General features: G+C 69.1%; 13 protein-coding genes and 3 rRNA genes. 13 read left to right on the forward strand and 3 right to left on the reverse strand.

Annotated features, from left to right (window positions below; all coding sequences use genetic code 11):
• Positions 1-30: 30 nt before the first annotated feature.
• The 6 genes from KME66_RS27925 to KME66_RS27950 all read left to right on the forward strand — a co-directional run bounded on the left by KME66_RS27925 (position 31) and on the right by KME66_RS27950 (position 8674).
• Complete coding sequence (locus KME66_RS27925) at positions 31-684, forward strand: DNA-3-methyladenine glycosylase (RefSeq protein ID WP_216327247.1); 654 nt, start codon at positions 31-33, stop codon at positions 682-684.
• Positions 685-1339: 655 nt separating this feature from the next.
• Positions 1340-2867 (forward strand): 16S ribosomal RNA (locus KME66_RS27930).
• Positions 2868-3164: 297 nt separating this feature from the next.
• Positions 3165-6289, forward strand: a 23S ribosomal RNA gene (locus KME66_RS27935).
• 111 nt (positions 6290-6400) lie between these two features.
• Positions 6401-6517 (forward strand): 5S ribosomal RNA (rrf, locus tag KME66_RS27940).
• The 16S, 23S and 5S rRNA genes sit together here, the layout of an rRNA operon.
• 211 nt (positions 6518-6728) lie before the next feature.
• The gene (locus KME66_RS34480; RefSeq protein ID WP_216329828.1) at positions 6729-7982 is read left to right on the forward strand and encodes a hypothetical protein; all 1254 of its coding nucleotides are present in this window, start codon (positions 6729-6731) and stop codon (positions 7980-7982) included.
• The gene (locus KME66_RS27950; protein WP_253208623.1) at positions 7979-8674 is read left to right on the forward strand and encodes a tetratricopeptide repeat protein; all 696 of its coding nucleotides are present in this window, start codon (positions 7979-7981) and stop codon (positions 8672-8674) included. Before KME66_RS34480 ends, KME66_RS27950 begins: the two co-directional genes overlap by 4 nt.
• A 69-nt stretch (positions 8675-8743) precedes the next feature.
• Here the strand turns inward: KME66_RS27950 and KME66_RS27955 are convergent, their stop codons facing one another.
• Positions 8744-10024 (reverse strand): DUF1015 family protein, encoded by a 1281-nt coding sequence (locus KME66_RS27955; protein WP_216327250.1) that lies wholly within the window; start codon positions 10022-10024, stop codon positions 8744-8746.
• Between the two features lie 72 nt (positions 10025-10096).
• Between KME66_RS27955 and KME66_RS27960 the strand changes: the two genes are divergently transcribed.
• Both KME66_RS27960 and KME66_RS27965 read left to right on the forward strand, forming a co-directional pair.
• Positions 10097-11128 carry an HAD-IIA family hydrolase gene (locus KME66_RS27960; RefSeq protein ID WP_216327253.1) on the forward strand — a complete coding sequence of 344 codons (1032 nt, stop codon included), beginning with the start codon at positions 10097-10099 and terminating at the stop codon, positions 11126-11128.
• A 366-nt stretch (positions 11129-11494) separates the two neighbouring features.
• Complete coding sequence (locus tag KME66_RS27965; RefSeq protein WP_216327256.1) at positions 11495-12295, forward strand: ABC transporter ATP-binding protein; 801 nt, start codon at positions 11495-11497, stop codon at positions 12293-12295.
• A 33-nt stretch (positions 12296-12328) separates the two neighbouring features.
• Here KME66_RS27965 and KME66_RS27970 read toward each other — a convergent pair whose 3' ends face one another.
• Positions 12329-12676 carry an SCP2 sterol-binding domain-containing protein gene (locus KME66_RS27970; protein WP_216327259.1) on the reverse strand — a complete coding sequence of 116 codons (348 nt, stop codon included), beginning with the start codon at positions 12674-12676 and terminating at the stop codon, positions 12329-12331.
• Between the two features lie 42 nt (positions 12677-12718).
• Between KME66_RS27970 and KME66_RS27975 the strand changes: the two genes are divergently transcribed.
• From KME66_RS27975 to KME66_RS27995, 5 genes are all read left to right on the forward strand, one after another.
• A complete protein-coding gene (locus KME66_RS27975; protein ID WP_216327262.1) occupies positions 12719-13105 on the forward strand; it encodes a hypothetical protein in 387 nt (128 codons plus the stop codon).
• A 7-nt stretch (positions 13106-13112) separates the two neighbouring features.
• A complete protein-coding gene (locus tag KME66_RS27980; RefSeq protein WP_073221691.1) occupies positions 13113-13928 on the forward strand; it encodes a TlyA family RNA methyltransferase in 816 nt (271 codons plus the stop codon).
• 8 nt (positions 13929-13936) lie between these two features.
• Positions 13937-14842, forward strand: a complete 906-nt coding sequence (locus KME66_RS27985) for an NAD kinase (RefSeq protein WP_073221694.1) — start codon at positions 13937-13939, stop codon at positions 14840-14842.
• A 95-nt stretch (positions 14843-14937) separates the two neighbouring features.
• A complete protein-coding gene (gene recN, locus KME66_RS27990; RefSeq protein WP_216327264.1) occupies positions 14938-16683 on the forward strand; it encodes a DNA repair protein RecN in 1746 nt (581 codons plus the stop codon).
• 274 nt (positions 16684-16957) lie between these two features.
• The gene (locus tag KME66_RS27995) at positions 16958-18055 is read left to right on the forward strand and encodes a glycosyltransferase family 4 protein (RefSeq protein WP_216327266.1); all 1098 of its coding nucleotides are present in this window, start codon (positions 16958-16960) and stop codon (positions 18053-18055) included.
• Between the two features lie 40 nt (positions 18056-18095).
• Here KME66_RS27995 and KME66_RS28000 read toward each other — a convergent pair whose 3' ends face one another.
• Positions 18096-19721, reverse strand: a complete 1626-nt coding sequence (locus tag KME66_RS28000) for a PucR family transcriptional regulator (RefSeq protein ID WP_073221704.1) — start codon at positions 19719-19721, stop codon at positions 18096-18098.
• Positions 19722-19772: the final 51 nt, after the last annotated feature.

Raw genomic sequence — 19772 nt, forward strand, 5'->3', positions numbered from 1 at the left:
GCCGCAGCGATCCCAGTACCCTCGGACGCCATGACGGACAGCCTCGACCGCACTCCGCTGACGCGGGACTTCTTCGACCGCGACGTCCTGGAGGTCGCGCCGGACCTGCTCGGCCGCACCCTCGTACGCCGGGAGCCGACGGGCACGATCGAACTGCGCCTGACCGAGGTGGAGGCCTACGCGGGCGGGATCGACCCCGGCTCGCACGCCTTCCGCGGTCGCACAGCCCGCAACAGCGTGATGTTCGGTCCGCCCGGTCACACGTACGTCTACTTCACGTACGGGATGTGGCACTGCCTCAACCTGGTGTGCGGTCCGGAGGGACACGCGAGCGGAGTCCTGCTCCGGGCCGGCGAGATCAACGTCGGCGCCCACCTTGCTCGTGACCGACGTGTCTCGGCCCGCAACGACAAGGAACTGGCCAAAGGACCGGCCCGCCTCGCCACCGCCCTGGACGTCGACCGCAGCCTGAACGGCAGCGATCTCTTCGGCGGCCCCACCCCGGCGCTGTCCGTCCTGCACGGGACCCCGCCGCCCCGTGACCTCGTCCGGAGCGGACCCCGCACCGGAGTGGGCGGCGACGGAGCCCACCAGCCGTGGCGCTTCTGGATCGACCAGGACCCCACAGTGAGTCCCTACCGTGCCCACGCGCCTCGTCATCGGCCGACCCAGAAGGCGACTTGACGCGCCCTCGGCGGACACCTAAGGTAGTCCGAGTCGCTTGACACGGGTACAGCTCTCGGCGCAGTCCATCGGACCGGACCGAGCCACTCGAAGCGGCCACACCACTACCTACGAATCACCCCTGGCGGGTGCGAATTCGGCATGCTCGTCATTCGCCCCTTCGGCTCGATTATGAGCTGCCGAGAGAATCGGTTAACGTAGTGGACACGCCGAAAGGCAAGGCCACTCCACAGGCCACCGGAAATCGAATTCGGACCGGAAACGGAACGGAAAAGAGTCTGGTAAGTTGGAAACGCCGGAAAGGGAAAGCGCGAAAGCGGTGGACCTGGAAAGCGAAACTGCACGGCCCGCTTCGACCGGGAATCGGACACGCAAGAGTCTGATAGAGTCGGAAACGCAAGACAGCAGGACAAAGAAGAAAACGAAGGGAAGCGCCCGGAGGGACCCGGTGATACGGGACCGAAGGAAGCGTCCGTTCCTTGAGAACTCAACAGCGTGCCAAAAGTCAACGCCAGATATGTTGATACCCCGTCTCCGGCCGTTTGGTCGGGACGCGGTTCCTTTTGAAATACACAGCGAGGACGCTGTGAACAACGGGTCTTATTCCGACCGGTTGTTCCGCTCTCGTGTGTGTGCACCCGATCACGGGTAAACATTCACGGAGAGTTTGATCCTGGCTCAGGACGAACGCTGGCGGCGTGCTTAACACATGCAAGTCGAACGATGAAATCACTTCGGTGGTGGATTAGTGGCGAACGGGTGAGTAACACGTGGGCAATCTGCCCTTCACTCTGGGACAAGCCCTGGAAACGGGGTCTAATACCGGATACCACTCTGTCCCGCATGGGACGGGGTTGAAAGCTCCGGCGGTGAAGGATGAGCCCGCGGCCTATCAGCTTGTTGGTGGGGTAATGGCCTACCAAGGCGACGACGGGTAGCCGGCCTGAGAGGGCGACCGGCCACACTGGGACTGAGACACGGCCCAGACTCCTACGGGAGGCAGCAGTGGGGAATATTGCACAATGGGCGAAAGCCTGATGCAGCGACGCCGCGTGAGGGATGACGGCCTTCGGGTTGTAAACCTCTTTCAGCAGGGAAGAAGCGCAAGTGACGGTACCTGCAGAAGAAGCGCCGGCTAACTACGTGCCAGCAGCCGCGGTAATACGTAGGGCGCAAGCGTTGTCCGGAATTATTGGGCGTAAAGAGCTCGTAGGCGGCTTGTCACGTCGGATGTGAAAGCCCGGGGCTTAACCCCGGGTCTGCATTCGATACGGGCTAGCTAGAGTGTGGTAGGGGAGATCGGAATTCCTGGTGTAGCGGTGAAATGCGCAGATATCAGGAGGAACACCGGTGGCGAAGGCGGATCTCTGGGCCATTACTGACGCTGAGGAGCGAAAGCGTGGGGAGCGAACAGGATTAGATACCCTGGTAGTCCACGCCGTAAACGTTGGGAACTAGGTGTTGGCGACATTCCACGTCGTCGGTGCCGCAGCTAACGCATTAAGTTCCCCGCCTGGGGAGTACGGCCGCAAGGCTAAAACTCAAAGGAATTGACGGGGGCCCGCACAAGCAGCGGAGCATGTGGCTTAATTCGACGCAACGCGAAGAACCTTACCAAGGCTTGACATATACCGGAAAGCATCAGAGATGGTGCCCCCCTTGTGGTCGGTATACAGGTGGTGCATGGCTGTCGTCAGCTCGTGTCGTGAGATGTTGGGTTAAGTCCCGCAACGAGCGCAACCCTTGTTCTGTGTTGCCAGCATGCCCTTCGGGGTGATGGGGACTCACAGGAGACTGCCGGGGTCAACTCGGAGGAAGGTGGGGACGACGTCAAGTCATCATGCCCCTTATGTCTTGGGCTGCACACGTGCTACAATGGCCGGTACAATGAGCTGCGATGCCGCGAGGCGGAGCGAATCTCAAAAAGCCGGTCTCAGTTCGGATTGGGGTCTGCAACTCGACCCCATGAAGTCGGAGTTGCTAGTAATCGCAGATCAGCATTGCTGCGGTGAATACGTTCCCGGGCCTTGTACACACCGCCCGTCACGTCACGAAAGTCGGTAACACCCGAAGCCGGTGGCCCAACCCCTTGTGGGAGGGAGCTGTCGAAGGTGGGACTGGCGATTGGGACGAAGTCGTAACAAGGTAGCCGTACCGGAAGGTGCGGCTGGATCACCTCCTTTCTAAGGAGCATCTAGACCCTTTCGGGGGTCCAGAGCCACTACGTCGGCAAATGTCCGACGGTGGTCAGCTCATGGGTGGAACGTTGACTATTCGGCACGACAGGTTGATCACTGCTAGTACTGCTTCGGCGTGGAACGTGGTGGGGGATCGGTCGTGTCGGGCACGTTGTTGGGTATCTGAGGGTACGGCCGTAAGGCAGCCTTCTGATCCGGTCCCAGTGAACTCGTCCGGTTTCGGGCGGGGTGGTGGGTGGCTGGTCGTTGTTTGAGAACTGCACAGTGGACGCGAGCATCTGTGGCCAAGTTTTTAAGGGCGCACGGTGGATGCCTTGGCACCAGGAACCGATGAAGGACGTGGGAGGCCACGATAGTCCCCGGGGAGCTGTCAACCGAGCTGTGATCCGGGGGTTTCCGAATGGGGAAACCCGGCAGTCGTCATGGGCTGTCACCCGCTGCTGAACACATAGGCAGTGTGGAGGGAACGAGGGGAAGTGAAACATCTCAGTACCCTCAGGAAGAGAAAACAACCGTGATTCCGGGAGTAGTGGCGAGCGAAACTGGATGAGGCCAAACCGTATGCGTGTGATACCCGGCAGGGGTTGCGTATACGGGGTTGTGGGATCTCTCTGTCATGGTCTGCCGGCTGTGAGACGAGTCAGAAACCGTTGGTGTAGGCGAAGGACATGCGAAAGGTCCGGCGTAGAGGGTAAGACCCCCGTAGCTGAAACATCAGCGGCTTGTTTGAGAGACACCCAAGTAGCACGGGGCCCGAGAAATCCCGTGTGAATCTGGCGGGACCACCCGCTAAGCCTAAATATTCCCTGGTGACCGATAGCGGATAGTACCGTGAGGGAATGGTGAAAAGTACCGCGGGAGCGGAGTGAAATAGTACCTGAAACCGTGTGCCTACAAGCCGTGGGAGCGTCGCACAAGGAACTTGTTTCTTGTGTCGTGACTGCGTGCCTTTTGAAGAATGAGCCTGCGAGTTAGCGGTGTGTAGCGAGGTTAACCCGTGTGGGGAAGCCGTAGCGAAAGCGAGTCCGAACAGGGCGTTTGAGTTGCACGCTCTAGACCCGAAGCGGAGTGATCTAGCCATGGGCAGGTTGAAGCGGAGGTAAGACTTCGTGGAGGACCGAACCCACCAGGGTTGAAAACCTGGGGGATGACCTGTGGTTAGGGCGTGAAAGGCCAATCAAACTCCGTGATAGCTGGTTCTCCCGAAATGCATTTAGGTGCAGCGTCGTGTGTTTCTTGCCGGAGGTAGAGCACTGGATAGGCGATGGGCCCTACCGGGTTACTGACCTTAGCCAAACTCCGAATGCCGGTAAGTGAGAGCGCGGCAGTGAGACTGTGGGGGATAAGCTCCATGGTCGAGAGGGAAACAGCCCAGAGCATCGACTAAGGCCCCTAAGCGTACGCTAAGTGGGAAAGGATGTGGAGTCGCAGAGACAACCAGGAGGTTGGCTTAGAAGCAGCCATCCTTGAAAGAGTGCGTAATAGCTCACTGGTCAAGTGATTCCGCGCCGACAATGTAGCGGGGCTCAAGCGTACCGCCGAAGTCGTGTCATTCATACACATATCCTCAACGGGAGTATGGATGGGTAGGGGAGCGTCGTGTGCCGGGTGAAGCAGCCGCGGAAGCGAGTTGTGGACGGTTCACGAGTGAGAATGCAGGCATGAGTAGCGATACACACGTGAGAAACGTGTGCGCCGATTGACTAAGGGTTCCTGGGTCAAGCTGATCTGCCCAGGGTAAGTCGGGACCTAAGGCGAGGCCGACAGGCGTAGTCGATGGACAACCGGTTGATATTCCGGTACCCGCTTTGAAACGCCCAGTACTGAATCAGGCGATGCTAAGTCCGTGAAGCCGGCCCGATCTCTTCGGAGTTGAGGGTAGTGGTGGAGCCGATGAACCAGACTTGTAGTAGGTAAGCGATGGGGTGACGCAGGAAGGTAGTCCAGCCCGGGCGGTGGTTGTCCCGGGGTAAGGGTGTAGGACGCACGGTAGGTAAATCCGTCGTGCATGGAGTCTGAGACCTGATGCCGAGCCGATTGCGGTGAAGTGGATGATCCTATGCTGTCGAGAAAAGCCTCTAGCGAGTTTCATGGCGGCCCGTACCCTAAACCGACTCAGGTGGTCAGGTAGAGAATACCGAGGCGTTCGGGTGAACTATGGTTAAGGAACTCGGCAAAATGCCCCCGTAACTTCGGGAGAAGGGGGGCCATTTCTGGTGATAGCACGTGCTGCTTGAGCTGGGGGTGGCCGCAGAGACCAGCGAGAAGCGACTGTTTACTAAAAACACAGGTCCGTGCGAAGCCGTAAGGCGATGTATACGGACTGACGCCTGCCCGGTGCTGGAACGTTAAGGGGACCGGTTAGCTGCTCTTCGGGGTGGCGAAGCTGAGAACTTAAGCGCCAGTAAACGGCGGTGGTAACTATAACCATCCTAAGGTAGCGAAATTCCTTGTCGGGTAAGTTCCGACCTGCACGAATGGCGTAACGACTTCTCGACTGTCTCAACCATAGGCCCGGTGAAATTGCACTACGAGTAAAGATGCTCGTTTCGCGCAGCAGGACGGAAAGACCCCGGGACCTTTACTACAGTTTGATATTGGTGTTCGGTTCGGCTTGTGTAGGATAGGTGGGAGACTGTGAAGCGGCCACGCCAGTGGTTGTGGAGTCGTCGTTGAAATACCACTCTGGTCGTGCTGGATGTCTAACCTGGGTCCGTGATCCGGATCAGGGACAGTGTCTGATGGGTAGTTTAACTGGGGCGGTTGCCTCCTAAAGAGTAACGGAGGCGCCCAAAGGTTCCCTCAGCCTGGTTGGTAATCAGGTGTTGAGTGTAAGTGCACAAGGGAGCTTGACTGTGAGACCGACGGGTCGAGCAGGGACGAAAGTCGGGACTAGTGATCCGGCAGTGGCTTGTGGAAGCGCTGTCGCTCAACGGATAAAAGGTACCCCGGGGATAACAGGCTGATCTTCCCAAGAGTCCATATCGACGGGATGGTTTGGCACCTCGATGTCGGCTCGTCGCATCCTGGGGCTGGAGTCGGTCCCAAGGGTTGGGCTGTTCGCCCATTAAAGCGGTACGCGAGCTGGGTTTAGAACGTCGTGAGACAGTTCGGTCCCTATCCGCTGTGCGCGTAGGAATATTGAGAAGGGCTGTCCCTAGTACGAGAGGACCGGGACGGACGAACCTCTGGTGTGCCAGTTGTTCTGCCAAGGGCATGGCTGGTTGGCTACGTTCGGAAAGGATAACCGCTGAAAGCATCTAAGCGGGAAGCCTGCTTCGAGATGAGTATTCCCACCTCCTTTGAGGGGTTAAGGCTCCCAGTAGACGACTGGGTTGATAGGCCAGATGTGGAAGCCCGGTAACGGGTGGAGCTGACTGGTACTAATAGGCCGAGGGCTTGTCCTCAGTTGCTCGCGTCCACTGTGTTGTTCCCGGGTTGCGAACAGTTATCGCACCGGTTGAACAGTTTCACTACTTAATTGAAGAGTGTGCTTGTTCGCTAGAACCCGATAGGGTTTCGGTGGTCATTGCGTTAGGGAAACGCCCGGTTACATTCCGAACCCGGAAGCTAAGCCTTTCAGCGCCGATGGTACTGCAGGGGGGACCCTGTGGGAGAGTAGGACGCCGCCGAACAATCTTTCAAGGACCCCTGGTCCCAGCGTTCACGCTGGGACCAGGGGTCCTTTTGTTTTTCTGGAGCGCGTCGGCTGGTCGGCTGCGCGAGAATGTCTGTGGTACCCGAAGACAGGAGTCACACCCATGTCCACCAACTCTCCCGACGACCGTCCGGAGCGCGAGCCGCGTCGCCGGGACGGCGGTGACCGGGGCGGTTACCGCGGTGGTCGTGACGACCGGTCCGGTTCCGGCGCACCTCGACGCGACAACGACCGTGGCGGCTACCGCCGCGACGACCGGGATCGCGACCGGGGCCCGCGCCGAGACGACAGCCGGCCTTCCGGTGGTGGTTTCCGTCGTGATGACAGCCGTGGTGGTTCCGGTGGTGGGTTCCGTCGGGACGACAACCGTGGTGGTTTCGACCGGCGTGATGACCGTCCGCGCGGTCCCCGCCGAGATGACGACCGGCCTTCTGGTGGTGGTTTCCGTCGCGACGACAGCCGTAGCGGTGGGTTCCGTCGGGACGACCGCGACCGTGACCGGGATCGCGGTCCCCGTCGTGATGACGACCGCGGTGGGTACCGCGGTGGCCGCCCCAGCGGTGGCTTCGACCGGCGCGATGACCGCGGTGGCCGCCCCGGCGGCGGTTTCGACCGGCGTGATGACCGCCCGCGCGGTCCCCGCCGCGACGACGACCGGCCTTCCGGCGGCGGCTTCCGCCGGGACGACAGCCGGGGTGGTTCCGGTGGTGGGTTCCGCCGGGACGACAACCGTGGTGGTTTCGACCGGCGTGATGACCGTCCGCGCGGTCCCCGCCGAGATGACGACCGGCCTTCTGGTGGCGGCTTCCGTCGCGACGACAACCGTGGTGGTGGCTTCCGTCGGGATGACAACCGTGGAGGCTTTGACCGGCGTGATGACCGTCCGCGCGGTCCCCGCCGTGACGACGACCGGCCTTCTGGTGGTGGTTTCCGTCGCGACGACAACCGTGGTGGTGGGTTCCGTCGGGACGACCGCGACCGTGACCGGGATCGCGGTCCCCGTCGTGATGACGACCGCGGTGGGTACCGCGGTGGCCGCCCCAGCGGTGGCTTCGACCGGCGCGATGACCGCGGTGGCCGCCCCGGCGGCGGTTTCGACCGGCGTGATGACCGCCCGCGCGGTCCCCGCCGTGACGACGACCGGCCCTCCGGCGGCGGTTTCCGCCGGGACGACCGTGACCGTGACAGGAGCGGCTCCGGTGGTGGGTTCCGCCGTGACGACAGCCGCGGTGGTGGCTTCCGTCGGGACGACAACCGGGGCGGTGGCTTCCGCCGCGAGGACCGCGGTGGATACCGTGGTGGTCAGCGCGATGACCGGGACCGCGGAGGTTTCCGGGGACGCGACGACCGTGACCGGGACCGGGAGCCGATCAAGCGGCTGCCGATTCCGGAGGACGTCACGGGCGACGAGATCGACAAGGACGTGCGCCAGGAGCTCATGAGCCTGCCGAAGACCCTCGCCGAGGATGTCGCGCGCAACCTCGTGATGGTGGCCCGGCTGATCGACGAGGACCCGGAGGAGGCGTACGGGTACTCCCGGATCGCCCTTCGGCTCGCCTCCCGCGTCGCCGCCGTCCGTGAGGCGGCCGGGTTCGCGGCGTACGCGACGCAGCGGTACACCGAAGCGCTCGCCGAGTTCCGGGCGGCCCGGCGGATGACCGGGTCCGTCGAGCTGTGGCCCGTCATGGCGGACTGCGAGCGCGGGCTCGGCCGGCCCGAGCGGGCGATGGCCATGGCCGGCGAGCCCGAGGTGCAGAAGCTGGACAAGGCCGGGAAGGTCGAGATGCGGCTCGTGGCCGCCGGCGCCCGACGGGACATGGGCCAGCTCGACGCCGCCATCGTGACGCTCCAGAGCCCCGAGCTGGCGTCCAGCTCCGTGCAGCCGTGGACCGCGCGTCTGCGGTACGCGTACGCGGACGCCCTGCTGGAAGCCGGGCGCGAGGACGAGGCGCGGGAGTGGTTCGGGAAGGCGCTGGAGGCCGACAAGGACGGCTCCACGGACGCGTCGGACCGGCTCGCCGAGCTGGACGGTGTCGAGTTCGTCGACGCCCTCGATGACGAGGATGCGGACGCGGCCGACGAGGCCGAGCCTCGTGACGAGGACGGACCTGCGGACGGTTCCGGCCAGGCCTGATCGCTGAGACGAGAAGCGGGGCGGCACTCCGACCGGAGTGCCGCCCCCGCTTCACTGTCCGGCCGGTGGTCAGTCGAGCGCGAGACTCCGCATGACCAGGCCCGTGGCCGGCTTCGGTCCGAACGACGTCGACTTGCGCGGCATCGTCACGCCCTGGCGGGCCAGGTCCCGGACGACCTCCTCGCGTACGGGATGCATCAGGACCGCCGTGGCGCCGAGGCGTTCCGCCTGCTCGACGGCTGCCGCGGTGTCGTGGATGTAGCCGATGTGTTCGGGTGCGTCGGGGATCCGCCACACCTCGTCGAGCAGTGCGGAGTGCAGGACCGTCGCGTCCAGGGTGCGCCAGGCATGGGGGCGGTCCGCCCGGACGGTGCGGGCCAGCAGGGCCGGATCCGGGCGGTCCACCAGGTGGAAGCCCCCGTCGCCGGCGAGGAGGAACGCATTGCCGGCGGCCGCCGCTTCGGCCAGGACATCGAGGGCCCGGGGGAGCGGCCCGTCGACCCGCTGGAGGCGGAAGTGGCCGGAGAGCGCCTTCAGGGCCCGGGAGAGGGGCAGACCGCGCAGGAGCCGGTGGATGGCGCGGACCTGGAGCGGGTGGCGGGCCGTGTCGACGAGGAGGACTAGGCCGTAGTCCCAGGGGCCCGGGGCGGTCCGTTCCCGCTGGAGCCGGAGGTAGGTCGCCCAGCGGTGGTGGCCGTCCGCGATGAGCGCCTGGTGCCGGGCGAGGTCTGTCTCGATCTCACGCCGGTCCGACGGGTCCGTCACCGCCCACAGCCGGTGCCGGAAGCCGTCCTCCGTCGTCGTGGCGAGCAGCGGTTCCCGCAGCACCGTACGGTCGATCACCGCCCCCGCCCCCGTCTGCCTGTCCCCGTCGCCGCGGTACGTCAGCAGGAGCGGCTCCAGATGGGCCCCTGTCGTACGCATCAGTTCCGCGCGGTCCTCGACGACGTCGTCCATGACGTCCTCGTGGGGCAGCACGATGCCCTCGTCGGCGGGGGAGAGGGCCAGGGCGCCGATCAGGCCGCGCTGGAGGATCTCGTCGTTGCGCTGCTCGTAGACGTACAGCACCGGGTCCGGGTCCGGGGCGATGACCCCCTCGGCCAGCCAGCGGTCCAGCGTGTCGGCCGCCTGCCGGTGCCGGTCCCGGGCCGTGCCGGCCTGGGGGAGGATGAGGCGCACGATGTTGTGCGGATCCGCCGACTCCAGGTGGTGCAGCCCGTCCGGCCGCACGACCACGTCGTACGGGGGCGAGGTCACGGCGGCAAGGCTGCCGACCCGCTCGGGGACGTATCGCAGTCCGCGGAACGGGAACAGCCGCAGCCCCTGGTCGACGGGACCTGAAGTGTTCATCAGGGCATCGTATGTGTGCCTGGGGCATACGCGATGATCGGGGCAGACGCAGAGCGAAGAGGAGCGAGTCATATGAGCCACCAGCAGGACCGCGTTCGGCCGTCGGGGAGCGCCACGGCGCTGAACGAGGCGTACGACACGGCTCTCCTCGACCTCGACGGGGTGGTGTACGCCGGCGGCGAGGCCATCGTCCACGCCGTCGACTCGCTGGCCGCCGCGCGGGCCGGGGGCATGCACCTCGCGTACGTCACCAACAACGCGCTGCGGACGCCGGACGCGGTGGCGGAGCATCTGACGGAGCTGGGGGTGCCCGCCGAACCCTCCGACGTGATCACCTCCGCCCAGGCCGTCGCCCGGCTGGTGGCCGACCAGCTGCCCTCCGGGGCGCGCGTGCTGGCGATCGGTGGCGAGGGCCTGCGGGTCGCGTTGCGGGAGCGCGGTCTGGAGCCGGTGGAGTCGGCGGACGACGACCCGGCCGCCGTGGTCCAGGGGTACGGGGGGCCGGACATGACGTGGGGCCGGTTCGCCGAGGCGAGCTACGCCGTCCGGCGCGGGCTGCCGTGGTTCGCGTCCAACACCGATCTGACCATCCCGGGCGCCCGGGGCATCGCACCCGGCAACGGGGCCGCTGTCGAGGTTGTCCGGATCGCCACCGGGGCCGAGCCGCAGGTGGCGGGAAAGCCGTTGCCGCCGATGCACCGCGAGACCGTGCTGCGGACCGGGGCGCAGCGGCCGATCGTCGTCGGGGACCGGCTGGACACGGACATCGAGGGGGCGTTCAACGGGGGCGTGGACTCACTGCTGGTGCTGACCGGGGTGACCGAAGCGGCCCAGCTCCTCGCCGCTCCGCCGGAGCACCGGCCGACCTATGTGGACCGCGATCTGCGGGGGCTGCTGACCGGGCAGCCCGAGGTGACCCCGGACATGGACGCGTACCGCTGCGGCGGCTGGACGGCCTTGGTGCGCGGGGACGCGTTGGCCCTGGAGGGGGAAGGCGACGCGCTCGACGGGCTGCGGGCGCTCTGCGCGGCGGCCTGGGCGTTCGCAGGTGCGGGTGTGTGCGGGCTGGACGCGGGGAAGGCCCTCGCGAGCCTTCAGCTCTGAACCGCTCTGCCACGCTTGGAGCCGTACCCCTCCGAGTCGTACCCCTCCGAGCCGGGAGCAGCCGCACCGGACCTGCCTGCACCCGGACCCGCCCGCACCGGACGTGCCTGCATCCGACCCGTCCGCATCGGTCCCGCCTGGATCCGCCCCGTCCGAACCGGTCTCGGCTGGGGGCGGTTCGAGGCTCCGGATCACCCCGCCCGCTGCCGCCCGATGTCCCTGCCCCGCGAGGGGGTTGGGCGTCGGGGAGGCCACCGGGACCCGCGGCGCCAGGCGGAGGATAGGTTAACCTAACCTGGTGCTGCCGGTGGTCCGCCCGTGCCCCGCGCCGTACCGCTCCACCTCACCGACTCCGGGAGTACGACCATGCAGCGCCTCACCGCGGAATCGGTGACCCTCGGATACGACCAGCGGGTCATCGCGGAGAACCTCTCGGTCGAGATTCCCGACCACTCCTTCACGGTGATCGTCGGCCCCAACGCCTGCGGCAAGTCCACCCTGCTGCGGGCCCTCGCCCGGATGCTGAAGCCGAGCCGGGGACAGGTGCTGCTGGACGGGCAGACCATCCACCAGCTGCCGGCGAAGAAGGTCGCCCGGACGCTGGGGCTGCTGCCGCAGTCCTCCACCGCCCCCGACGGGATCACCGTCGCCGACCTAGTCGCCCGTGGCCGCTATCCCCACCAGGGGCTCCTGCGGCAGTGGTCGCCGGAGGACGAGCGGGTGGTCGACGAGTCGATGGAGTCCACCGGTGTGGCCGGGCTGGCCGAGCGCCACGTCGACGAGCTGTCCGGCGGGCAGCGCCAGCGGGTCTGGATCGCCATGGCGCTGGCCCAGCAGACGCCGCTGCTGCTGCTCGACGAGCCGACGACGTACCTCGACATCCAGCACCAGATCGACGTACTGGACCTCTGCGCCGAGCTGCACGAGACGCAGGGCCGCACCCTGGTCGCCGTCCTCCATGATCTGAACCACGCCGCGCGGTACGCCACGCATCTCATCGCGATGCGGGACGGGGTGATCGTCGCCGAGGGGGCGCCTTCGGAGGTCGTCGACGCGGAGCTGGTGGAGCGGGTGTTCGGGATGCGGTGCCAGGTGATCGACGATCCGGAGACGGGGACGCCGCTCGTGGTGCCGGCCGCGCGCAAGGCGCGGAAGGTTGCCGCCTGAGAGGCTCGTCCTCCATCGCCGGACGGGCTCGGCCTACAGCAGGGACCGCAGTTTCAGCAGGTCCCGGAAGCCCGCCTCCAGACGTACGCGGCCCGACGCCCACGCCTTCGCGAAGTTCAGGTCGCCGTCCACCAGGGCCACCAGGTCGTCGCCCGTCATCGCGAGCCTGATCTCCGCCTTCTCCCCGGGCGGTCCTTCGACCGTGTCCGCCACCTGGATCCGGCCATCGGCCAGCCGGCCGGTGAACGTGATGTCGAGATCCTTGATGTGGCAGCTCAGCGAGCGGTCGAGGGCAGCCGCGCTGCGCACGTCGCCCTCGGCGGCTGCGAGGTTGTCGGACAGTCTTCTCAGTGCGCTGCGGCACTCCGCCATGGTCGCCATCGTGCTCGACGGTACACCGCCGGGTCGCGGTAGCGTTTCGGCATGAGCGACTGGACGCCGGAAGCGGGGACACCGCCCGTGAGCACGCCCGACGCCCCGGTGGACGGGCAGCCGGCGGACGGTGGGCCCGCCGTGACGGCACCCTCCTTCGAGCCCGCCGGGCCCGCGCCGCTCGGGGTCGTGCGCACCCCCACCGGCCACGGCGCGGTGGACGCCCGGCTGGAGCGGCTCGCCGACGCCGACCACCTCCCTGCGGACGGGCACATCGAGGTGTACGAGGATGTACACCGTGGGCTGCGGGCCGAACTGACCTCGCTGGACTCCCGTCCGGCCGCCGCACCCGGTCCCGTACCCACGCCCACGCCGCGCGCGCACGACACGCAGCACACGCACCGCACGCACGACACGCGTCACGACAACAGGAGCTGAACCGAACGTGGCAGGAGTGGCACGTCGCCGCCTCGACGCCGAGCTGGTACGCCGCAAGCTCGCCCGCTCGCGCGAGCACGCGAGCCAGCTGATCGCCGCGGGGCGCGTCACCGTCGGCCGGACCACCGCGACCAAACCCGCCACCCAGGTCGAGACGGCGGCCGCGATCGTCGTCACCCAGGACGACGGCGACCCGGACTACGTCTCGCGCGGCGGGCACAAGCTGGCCGGGGCGCTCGCCGCCTTCGTGCCGCTCGGACTCGCCGTCGAGGGGCGGCGGGCGCTGGACGCCGGGGCCTCCACCGGCGGGTTCACCGATGTGCTGCTGCGGGCCGGGGTCCGGCAGGTCGTCGCGGTGGACGTCGGCTACGGGCAGCTCGCCTGGTCGTTGCGGTCCGATGAACGGGTCGTCGTCAAGGACCGTACCAACGTACGGGAGTTGACGTTGGAGGACATCGACGGTGAGGCGGTCGACCTGGTGGTGGGAGATCTGTCCTTCATTCCGCTGGGGCTCGTGCTGCCCGCCCTCGCCCGCTGCGCCGCGCCCGACGCGGACCTGGTCCTCATGGTCAAGCCGCAGTTCGAGGTGGGCAAGGAGCGGCTCGGCAGCGGCGGCGTGGTCCGGAGCCCGGAGCTGCGCGCCGAAGCGGTACGGGAAGTGGCGCGGCGTGCCGGGGAGCTCGGGCTCGGCGTGCGCGCGGTGACGGCCAGTCCGCTGCCGGGACCCTCGGGGAACGTCGAGTACTTTCTGTGGCTGCGGGCCGGCGCTCCCGAGCTGGATCCCGCGGATGTCGACCGTGCAGTGGCGGAGGGGCCCCGTTGACGACGAATGTGACGACCGATACGGCACGAACCGTCTTCCTTCTGGCGCACACCGGCCGCCCGGCCGCGATCCGCAGCGCCGAGCTCGTCGTGCAGGGGCTGCTGCGCAACGGCCTCGGCGTACGGGTCTCCGCGGACGAGGCCGCCGATCTGCCGCTGCCGGACGCCGTGGAGACGGTCACCGACACCAGCCCCTCCGCCGTGGACGGCTGCGAACTGCTGATCGTCCTCGGCGGGGACGGCACCCTGCTGCGCGGCGCGGAGTTCTCCCGGGCCTCCGGGGTGCCGATGCTCGGCGTCAACCTCGGACGCGTCGGCTTCCTCGCCGAGGCCGAGCGCGACGACCTCGACAAGGTGGTCTCCCGGGTCGTCACCCGCGACTACGAGGTCGAGGAACGCATGACGATCGACGTCCTCGTGCACAGCAACGGCGACGTCGTCCACAGCGACTGGGCGCTCAACGAGGCGGCCGTGCAGAAGGTGTCGCCCGAGCGGATGCTCGAAGTCGTCCTGGAGATCGACGGCCGTCCCGTCACCGGGTTCGGCTGCGACGGGATCGTCTGCGCGACCCCGACCGGTTCGACCGCGTACGCCTTCTCCGCGGGCGGGCCCGTCGTGTGGCCCGAGGTCGAGGCGCTGCTGATGGTCCCGATCAGCGCCCACGCGCTGTTCGCCAAGCCGCTGGTGACCTCGCCCACCTCCGTGCTCGCCGTGGAGGTCCAGCCGCACACGCCCCACGGGGTGCTGTGGTGCGACGGGCGGCGGACCGTGGAGCTGCCCGCCGGCGCCCGGGTCGAGGTGCGGCGCGGCGCGGTGCCCGTCCGGCTGGCGCGGCTGCACCAGGCCTCGTTCACCGACCGGCTGGTGGCGAAGTTCGCGCTGCCCGTCTCGGGGTGGCGGGGCGCGCCCCACTGACGGTCACCGGGAGCAGGCGCGGCCCCCGTCCTACCCGGGAGAGTGAATCCGGGAGCGGGGGCCGTCGCGCGCCCGGCCCGGGACCTCGTAAGGTCATGTCCGTGTTGGAGGAGATGCGGATACGGTCGCTCGGAGTCATCGACGACGCGGTGGTGGAGCTGTCACCCGGTTTCACCGCGGTCACGGGTGAGACCGGTGCGGGCAAGACCATGGTCGTCACGAGCCTCGGGCTGCTGCTCGGCGGGCGCGCGGACCCCGCCCTCGTACGGGTCGGGGCCAAGGCCGCGGTCGTCGAGGGCCGGATCACCGTGTCCGGGGGCGACGCGGCGGCGCTGCGGGCCGAGGAGGCCGGGGCGGAACTCGACGACGGTGCGCTGCTGATCAGCCGTACCGTGTCGGCCGAAGGACGCTCACGGGCCCACCTCGGCGGCAGATCCGTGCCGGTGGGGGTCCTGACCGAGCTGGCGGACGAACTCGTCGCCGTGCACGGCCAGACCGACCAGCAGGGCCTGCTCAAGCCCGCCCGGCAGCGGGGCGCCCTGGACCGGTACGCCGGGGACGGCGTGGCGGTCCCGCACGCCAAGTACGCGGCCGCCTACCGGCGGCTGCGCGCCGTCGCCGCCGAGCTGGAGGAGCTGACCACCCGGGCCCGGGAGCGGGCCCAGGAGGCGGATCTGCTGCGCTTCGGACTGAACGAGGTCGCCGCCGTCGAGCCGTTGCCGGGGGAGGACGTCGAGCTGGCCGCCGAGGCGGAGCGGCTCGGGCACGCCGAGGCCCTCGCCTCCGCCGCCTCGCTCGCGCACACCGCGCTGGCGGGGAACCCGGAGGACCCGGAGAGCGTCGACGCCACCACCGTGGTCGCCGCCGCCGGACAGGCCCTGGACGGGGTCCGGGCCCACGACCCGGCGCTGGCCGCGCTGGCCGACCGGGTGGGGGAGATCTCCATCCTGCTCGCCGACGTCTCCGGTGAACTGGCGGGGTACGCCGACCAGCTCGACGCCGATCCGCTGCGGCTGGCCGCGGTGGAGGAGCGCCGGGCCGCGCTGACCGCCCTGACCCGCAAGTACGGCGAGGACATCGCGTCCGTGCTGGCCTGGGCCCAGGAGGGCGCGGGCCGGCTCACCGAGCTGGAGGGCGACGACGATCGGATCGGCGAGCTGACCGCCGAGCACGCTGCGCTGCGGGCCGAACTCTCCGATCTCGGGCAGGCGTTGACCGATGCCCGGACCGAGGCCGCCGCCCGGTTCGCGGAGGCGGTGACCGAGGAGCTGGCCTCGCTCGCCATGCCGCACGCCCGGGTCTCCTTCGCCATCCGGCAGACCCAGGCGGCGGACGAGGCCTCCGGTATCGACATCGGCGGGCGGAGCGTCGTCTACGGTCCTTCGGGCGCCGACGAGGTGGAACTGCTCCTCGCCCCGCACCCGGGCGCCCAGCCCCGGCCGATCGCCAAGGGCGCGTCGGGCGGTGAGCTGTCCCGGGTGATGCTCGCCGTCGAGGTCGTCTTCGCGGGCTCCGACCCCGTGCCGACGTATCTCTTCGACGAGGTCGACGCGGGCGTCGGCGGCAAGGCGGCCGTCGAGGTCGGCCGCCGGCTCGCCAAGCTCGCCAGGTCCGCGCAGGTGGTCGTCGTGACCCACCTGCCGCAGGTCGCGGCCTTCGCCGACCGGCAGTTGCTGGTCGAGAAGACCGTGGACGGTTCGGTGACCCGCAGCGGCGTCACCGTCCTGGAGGGCGAGGACCGGGTCCGTGAGCTGTCGCGGATGCTGGCGGGCCAGGAGGACTCCGAGACGGCCCGCGCCCACGCCGAGGAACTGCTGGCCACGGCCCGCGCCGACGGGTGAGGCCGGGGGGTGCGGGGCCGTCCGGCGCCCGCACCTCCCGTGCGGGCGTGCGGGCGGGGGCGGTAACGCGTCCGCCCGTGTCCGCCTTCCCCTGACGACGGCGGCCCTGCGTCCCGCCTTTCCTGCGTGATTCACCCGTGAGGGTGATGTGGTGTGGTCGGTTGTCGCCGTGAGTGCGGCAGCAACGTTACGGCGGTGCCGCAACGCGCGTACGGGCTGGCATCCTTGGCGCTGTCCCTACCGCCGACTCCGGAGCCCCGGGGAGCCAATCAACGTGTCACAGCTGCGTACGGTCCAAGTCCTGGGCGGCGGCAGTGCGGGCAGCAGCGCGCACGTCGGTTCGCTGGCCGCCGGGCTGGTGGCGCGCGGGGTGCAGGTGACCGTCTGCGCGCCGGCCGCCGTGGACCGCGCCTACGACTTCACGGCGGCCGGAGCCCGCTTCCTGCCGGTGCCCCGGCGCAGCGACCCGGCCGCCGTCGCCACGTTGCGGGCCGCCTGCACCGGAGCGGACGTCGTCCACGCCCACGGACTCCACGCGGCCGCCCGTACCGCCCTCGCACTGAGCGGCCGGACCGTGCCCCTCGTGATGACCTGGCACACCCGGCGGTACGCGGAAGGCGCCCGCCGCCAGATCCTGCACCTGCTGGAACGACGCGCCGCACGGGCGGCGGCCGTGGTCCTCGCCCCCTCCTCCGACCTGGTGGACCGGGCCCGGGAGCGGGGCGCCCGCGATGCCCGGCTCGCCCCCGCCACGATCCCGCCCCCGCCCCCGGGCGGAGCCCTCGACGCGGGCAAGGTGCGGGCCGAACTGGGCGTGGTGGAACGGCCGCTGCTGATGGCCGTCGGCAGCCTCGTACCGGATCACGGCTTCGGCACCCTGCTGGACGCGGCCCGCGCCTGGCGGCGGCTGGACCCCGTGCCGCTGCTCGTCATCGCGGGGGAGGGGCGGGACCGGGAGGCCCTGCAACGACGGATCAGGGACGAGGAACTGCCCGTCCGACTCATCGGATCCCGGGACGGCGTGGGGGAGTTGATCGCCGCCGCCGATCTCGCCCTGCTGCCGAGCCGGTGGGAGGGCCGCTCCCTGCTGGCGCAGGAGGCACTGCGGTCCGGGGTGCCCCTCGTCGCCACCGCGGTCGGCGGCGTACCCGAACTGGTCGGTGAGGCGGCCGAGCTGGTGCCGTACGGCAATGCCGAGGCACTCGCCCGCGCGGTCGCGATGCTGCTCGGGGACCCGGCGGCGCGGGCCCGGCTCGCCGGCGCCGGGCGGGTGCAGGCGGCGGGCTGGCCCACCGAGGACGACACGATCGCCCATGTGCTCAGCGTCTACGACGAGCTGGCCCAGCCGCTGGCGACGGGGCGCGGCCGCTGAGCCCGGCGCCCCTCCCCGGCCGGTCGCCGGGCCGGCCCCGTCAGGTCGTGTGGCGGCGGGCCCGCAGCGCCAGGCTCAGCGCCAGCACCGTCTGCGGGTCGTCCAGGTCCGTGCCCAGCAGCTCGCCGATCCGGGCCAGCCGGTTGTAGAGGGTCTGGCGGTTGAGGTGCAGCTCACGGGCGGTCTCCGCCTTGCGGCCGGTGTGCGCCAGATAGGCCTGGAGCGTCGGCAGCAACGGCGGGCGCGAGGTGCGGTCGTGCTCGCGCAGCGGACCGATCGCCCGGTTCACGAACGCCGCCAGGTCCGGATGGTCCCGCAACCGCCACAGCAGCAGATCGATGTCGAGCCGCCGGGCGTCGTACCACGGCCGGTCGTCCAGACCCTGCGCCGCCGTGGCCGTCTCCGACGCGTGCCGCAGCCCGGCGCCCGCCGCGGCCCAGCCGCCCGCGACGCCGACCACGACCACCGGCGGCTGCGACCCCGCCCGGTCGAGCCCGGCCCGCTCCACGCCCGCCCGCAGCGCCGCCGCCACCCGGTCCGCGACCGCCGTGCGCTCCCCCTCCGAACGCAGCCCCAGCAGCAGCGGAACCCGCCCTTCCACCGGCCGTACGCCGAGCAGTACCGGCACCCCGACCGAGGCCAGCTCCTCCAGCACCGCACGGGCCAGCAGCGCCCAGTTGCCCGACGGGGACAGCTCGGGGGCCAGCCGCATCACCACCGGGAGCAGCGGAGTCCCGCCGGGGCGGAATCCGAGCACCCGGGCCTGGGCTGGGGCGTCCTCCGGGGCGATCCGGCCCTCCGCCAGGTCGGTCAGGAAGTCGCCCCGGCCCCGGGCGGCCAGCTCCTCCTCCTGCCGGGCCTGCATCAGCACGACCGCCAGCAGGCCCGCCGCACGCTCCGCCGCCATCCGGTGCACGGTCGCCAGCGGCCCGGCCACGGCGAGCAGGACCAGCCGCGCCCGTACCGCACCGGTCTCGGGCCCGCCGCCGGGCACGTCCACCAGGAGCGCACCGGCCGGCGGCGACTCCCGGGCCGCCCGGTCGCCGCGCATGCCCTCCCAGACCTGGAGCGGGTCCGCGCCCACCGGACCGGTCCCCGTGGACGCCGCGTACAGGAGCTGACCGTCGGGGGTCTCCAGGAACACCGGGTTGGCGGTGAAGTCGGCGAGGATCCCGAGGACCTGCGGGACCCCGCCCCCGTCGAGCAGCGCCCGGGTGGCCCGCCGGTGCACCTCCTCCGCCTGCTGGAGCAGTGCGTAGTGCCCGTTGACGATCTCGGTGTGGACCTCCTCGGTCACCGCGACGAACGGCACCTCGCGGTGCAGCTGGACCAGCGGCAGCCCGGCCGCGCGGGCGGCGTCCACGATGGAGGCGGGCAGCCGGCCGAAGCGCGGGCCCAGCTCCACCACCAGGGCCGCGATGCCCCGGTCGGCGAGGCGCCGGACGAAGGCGCGCTGTTCGGCGGGGCGGGCGCCCAGACCGAGCCCGGTCGTCAGGAGCAGCTCGCCGCCCTTGAGGAGCGAGGCGATGTTCGGGACCTCGCCCGCGTGCACCCAGCGCACCGTGCGGTTCAGCCGGTCGGCGCCGGCCACCACCTCCGGGAGCCCGGCGCGCAGCCCCGGCAGCTCCAGCGCCCGCTGCACGGTGATTCCGCTGTGGCTCTCCACGTACCCGGCCCGCTTTCCCCTTGTTCCACGCCCGTGCCCCGGGCGGTCGTC

Origin of the sequence: Streptomyces sp. YPW6 (assembly GCF_018866325.1) — a bacterium.
In the GTDB taxonomy this organism is placed as follows: domain Bacteria; phylum Actinomycetota; class Actinomycetes; order Streptomycetales; family Streptomycetaceae; genus Streptomyces.

What these genes read in the sequence shown, in the direction of transcription:
- KME66_RS27925 (WP_216327247.1), top strand. Translation starts at nt 31, where the DNA reads ATGACGGACAGCCTCGACCGCACTCCGCTGACGCGGGACTTCTTCGAC.
- KME66_RS27965 (WP_216327256.1), top strand. Translation starts at nt 11,495, where the DNA reads ATGCAGCGCCTCACCGCGGAATCGGTGACCCTCGGATACGACCAGCGG.
- recN (WP_216327264.1), top strand. Translation starts at nt 14,938, where the DNA reads ATGTCCGTGTTGGAGGAGATGCGGATACGGTCGCTCGGAGTCATCGAC.
- KME66_RS27950 (WP_253208623.1), top strand. Translation starts at nt 7,979, where the DNA reads ATGAGCCTGCCGAAGACCCTCGCCGAGGATGTCGCGCGCAACCTCGTG.
- KME66_RS27970 (WP_216327259.1), bottom strand. Translation starts at nt 12,676, where the DNA reads ATGGCGACCATGGCGGAGTGCCGCAGCGCACTGAGAAGACTGTCCGAC.
- KME66_RS27975 (WP_216327262.1), top strand. Translation starts at nt 12,719, where the DNA reads ATGAGCGACTGGACGCCGGAAGCGGGGACACCGCCCGTGAGCACGCCC.
- KME66_RS27955 (WP_216327250.1), bottom strand. Translation starts at nt 10,024, where the DNA reads ATGAACACTTCAGGTCCCGTCGACCAGGGGCTGCGGCTGTTCCCGTTC.
- KME66_RS27960 (WP_216327253.1), top strand. Translation starts at nt 10,097, where the DNA reads ATGAGCCACCAGCAGGACCGCGTTCGGCCGTCGGGGAGCGCCACGGCG.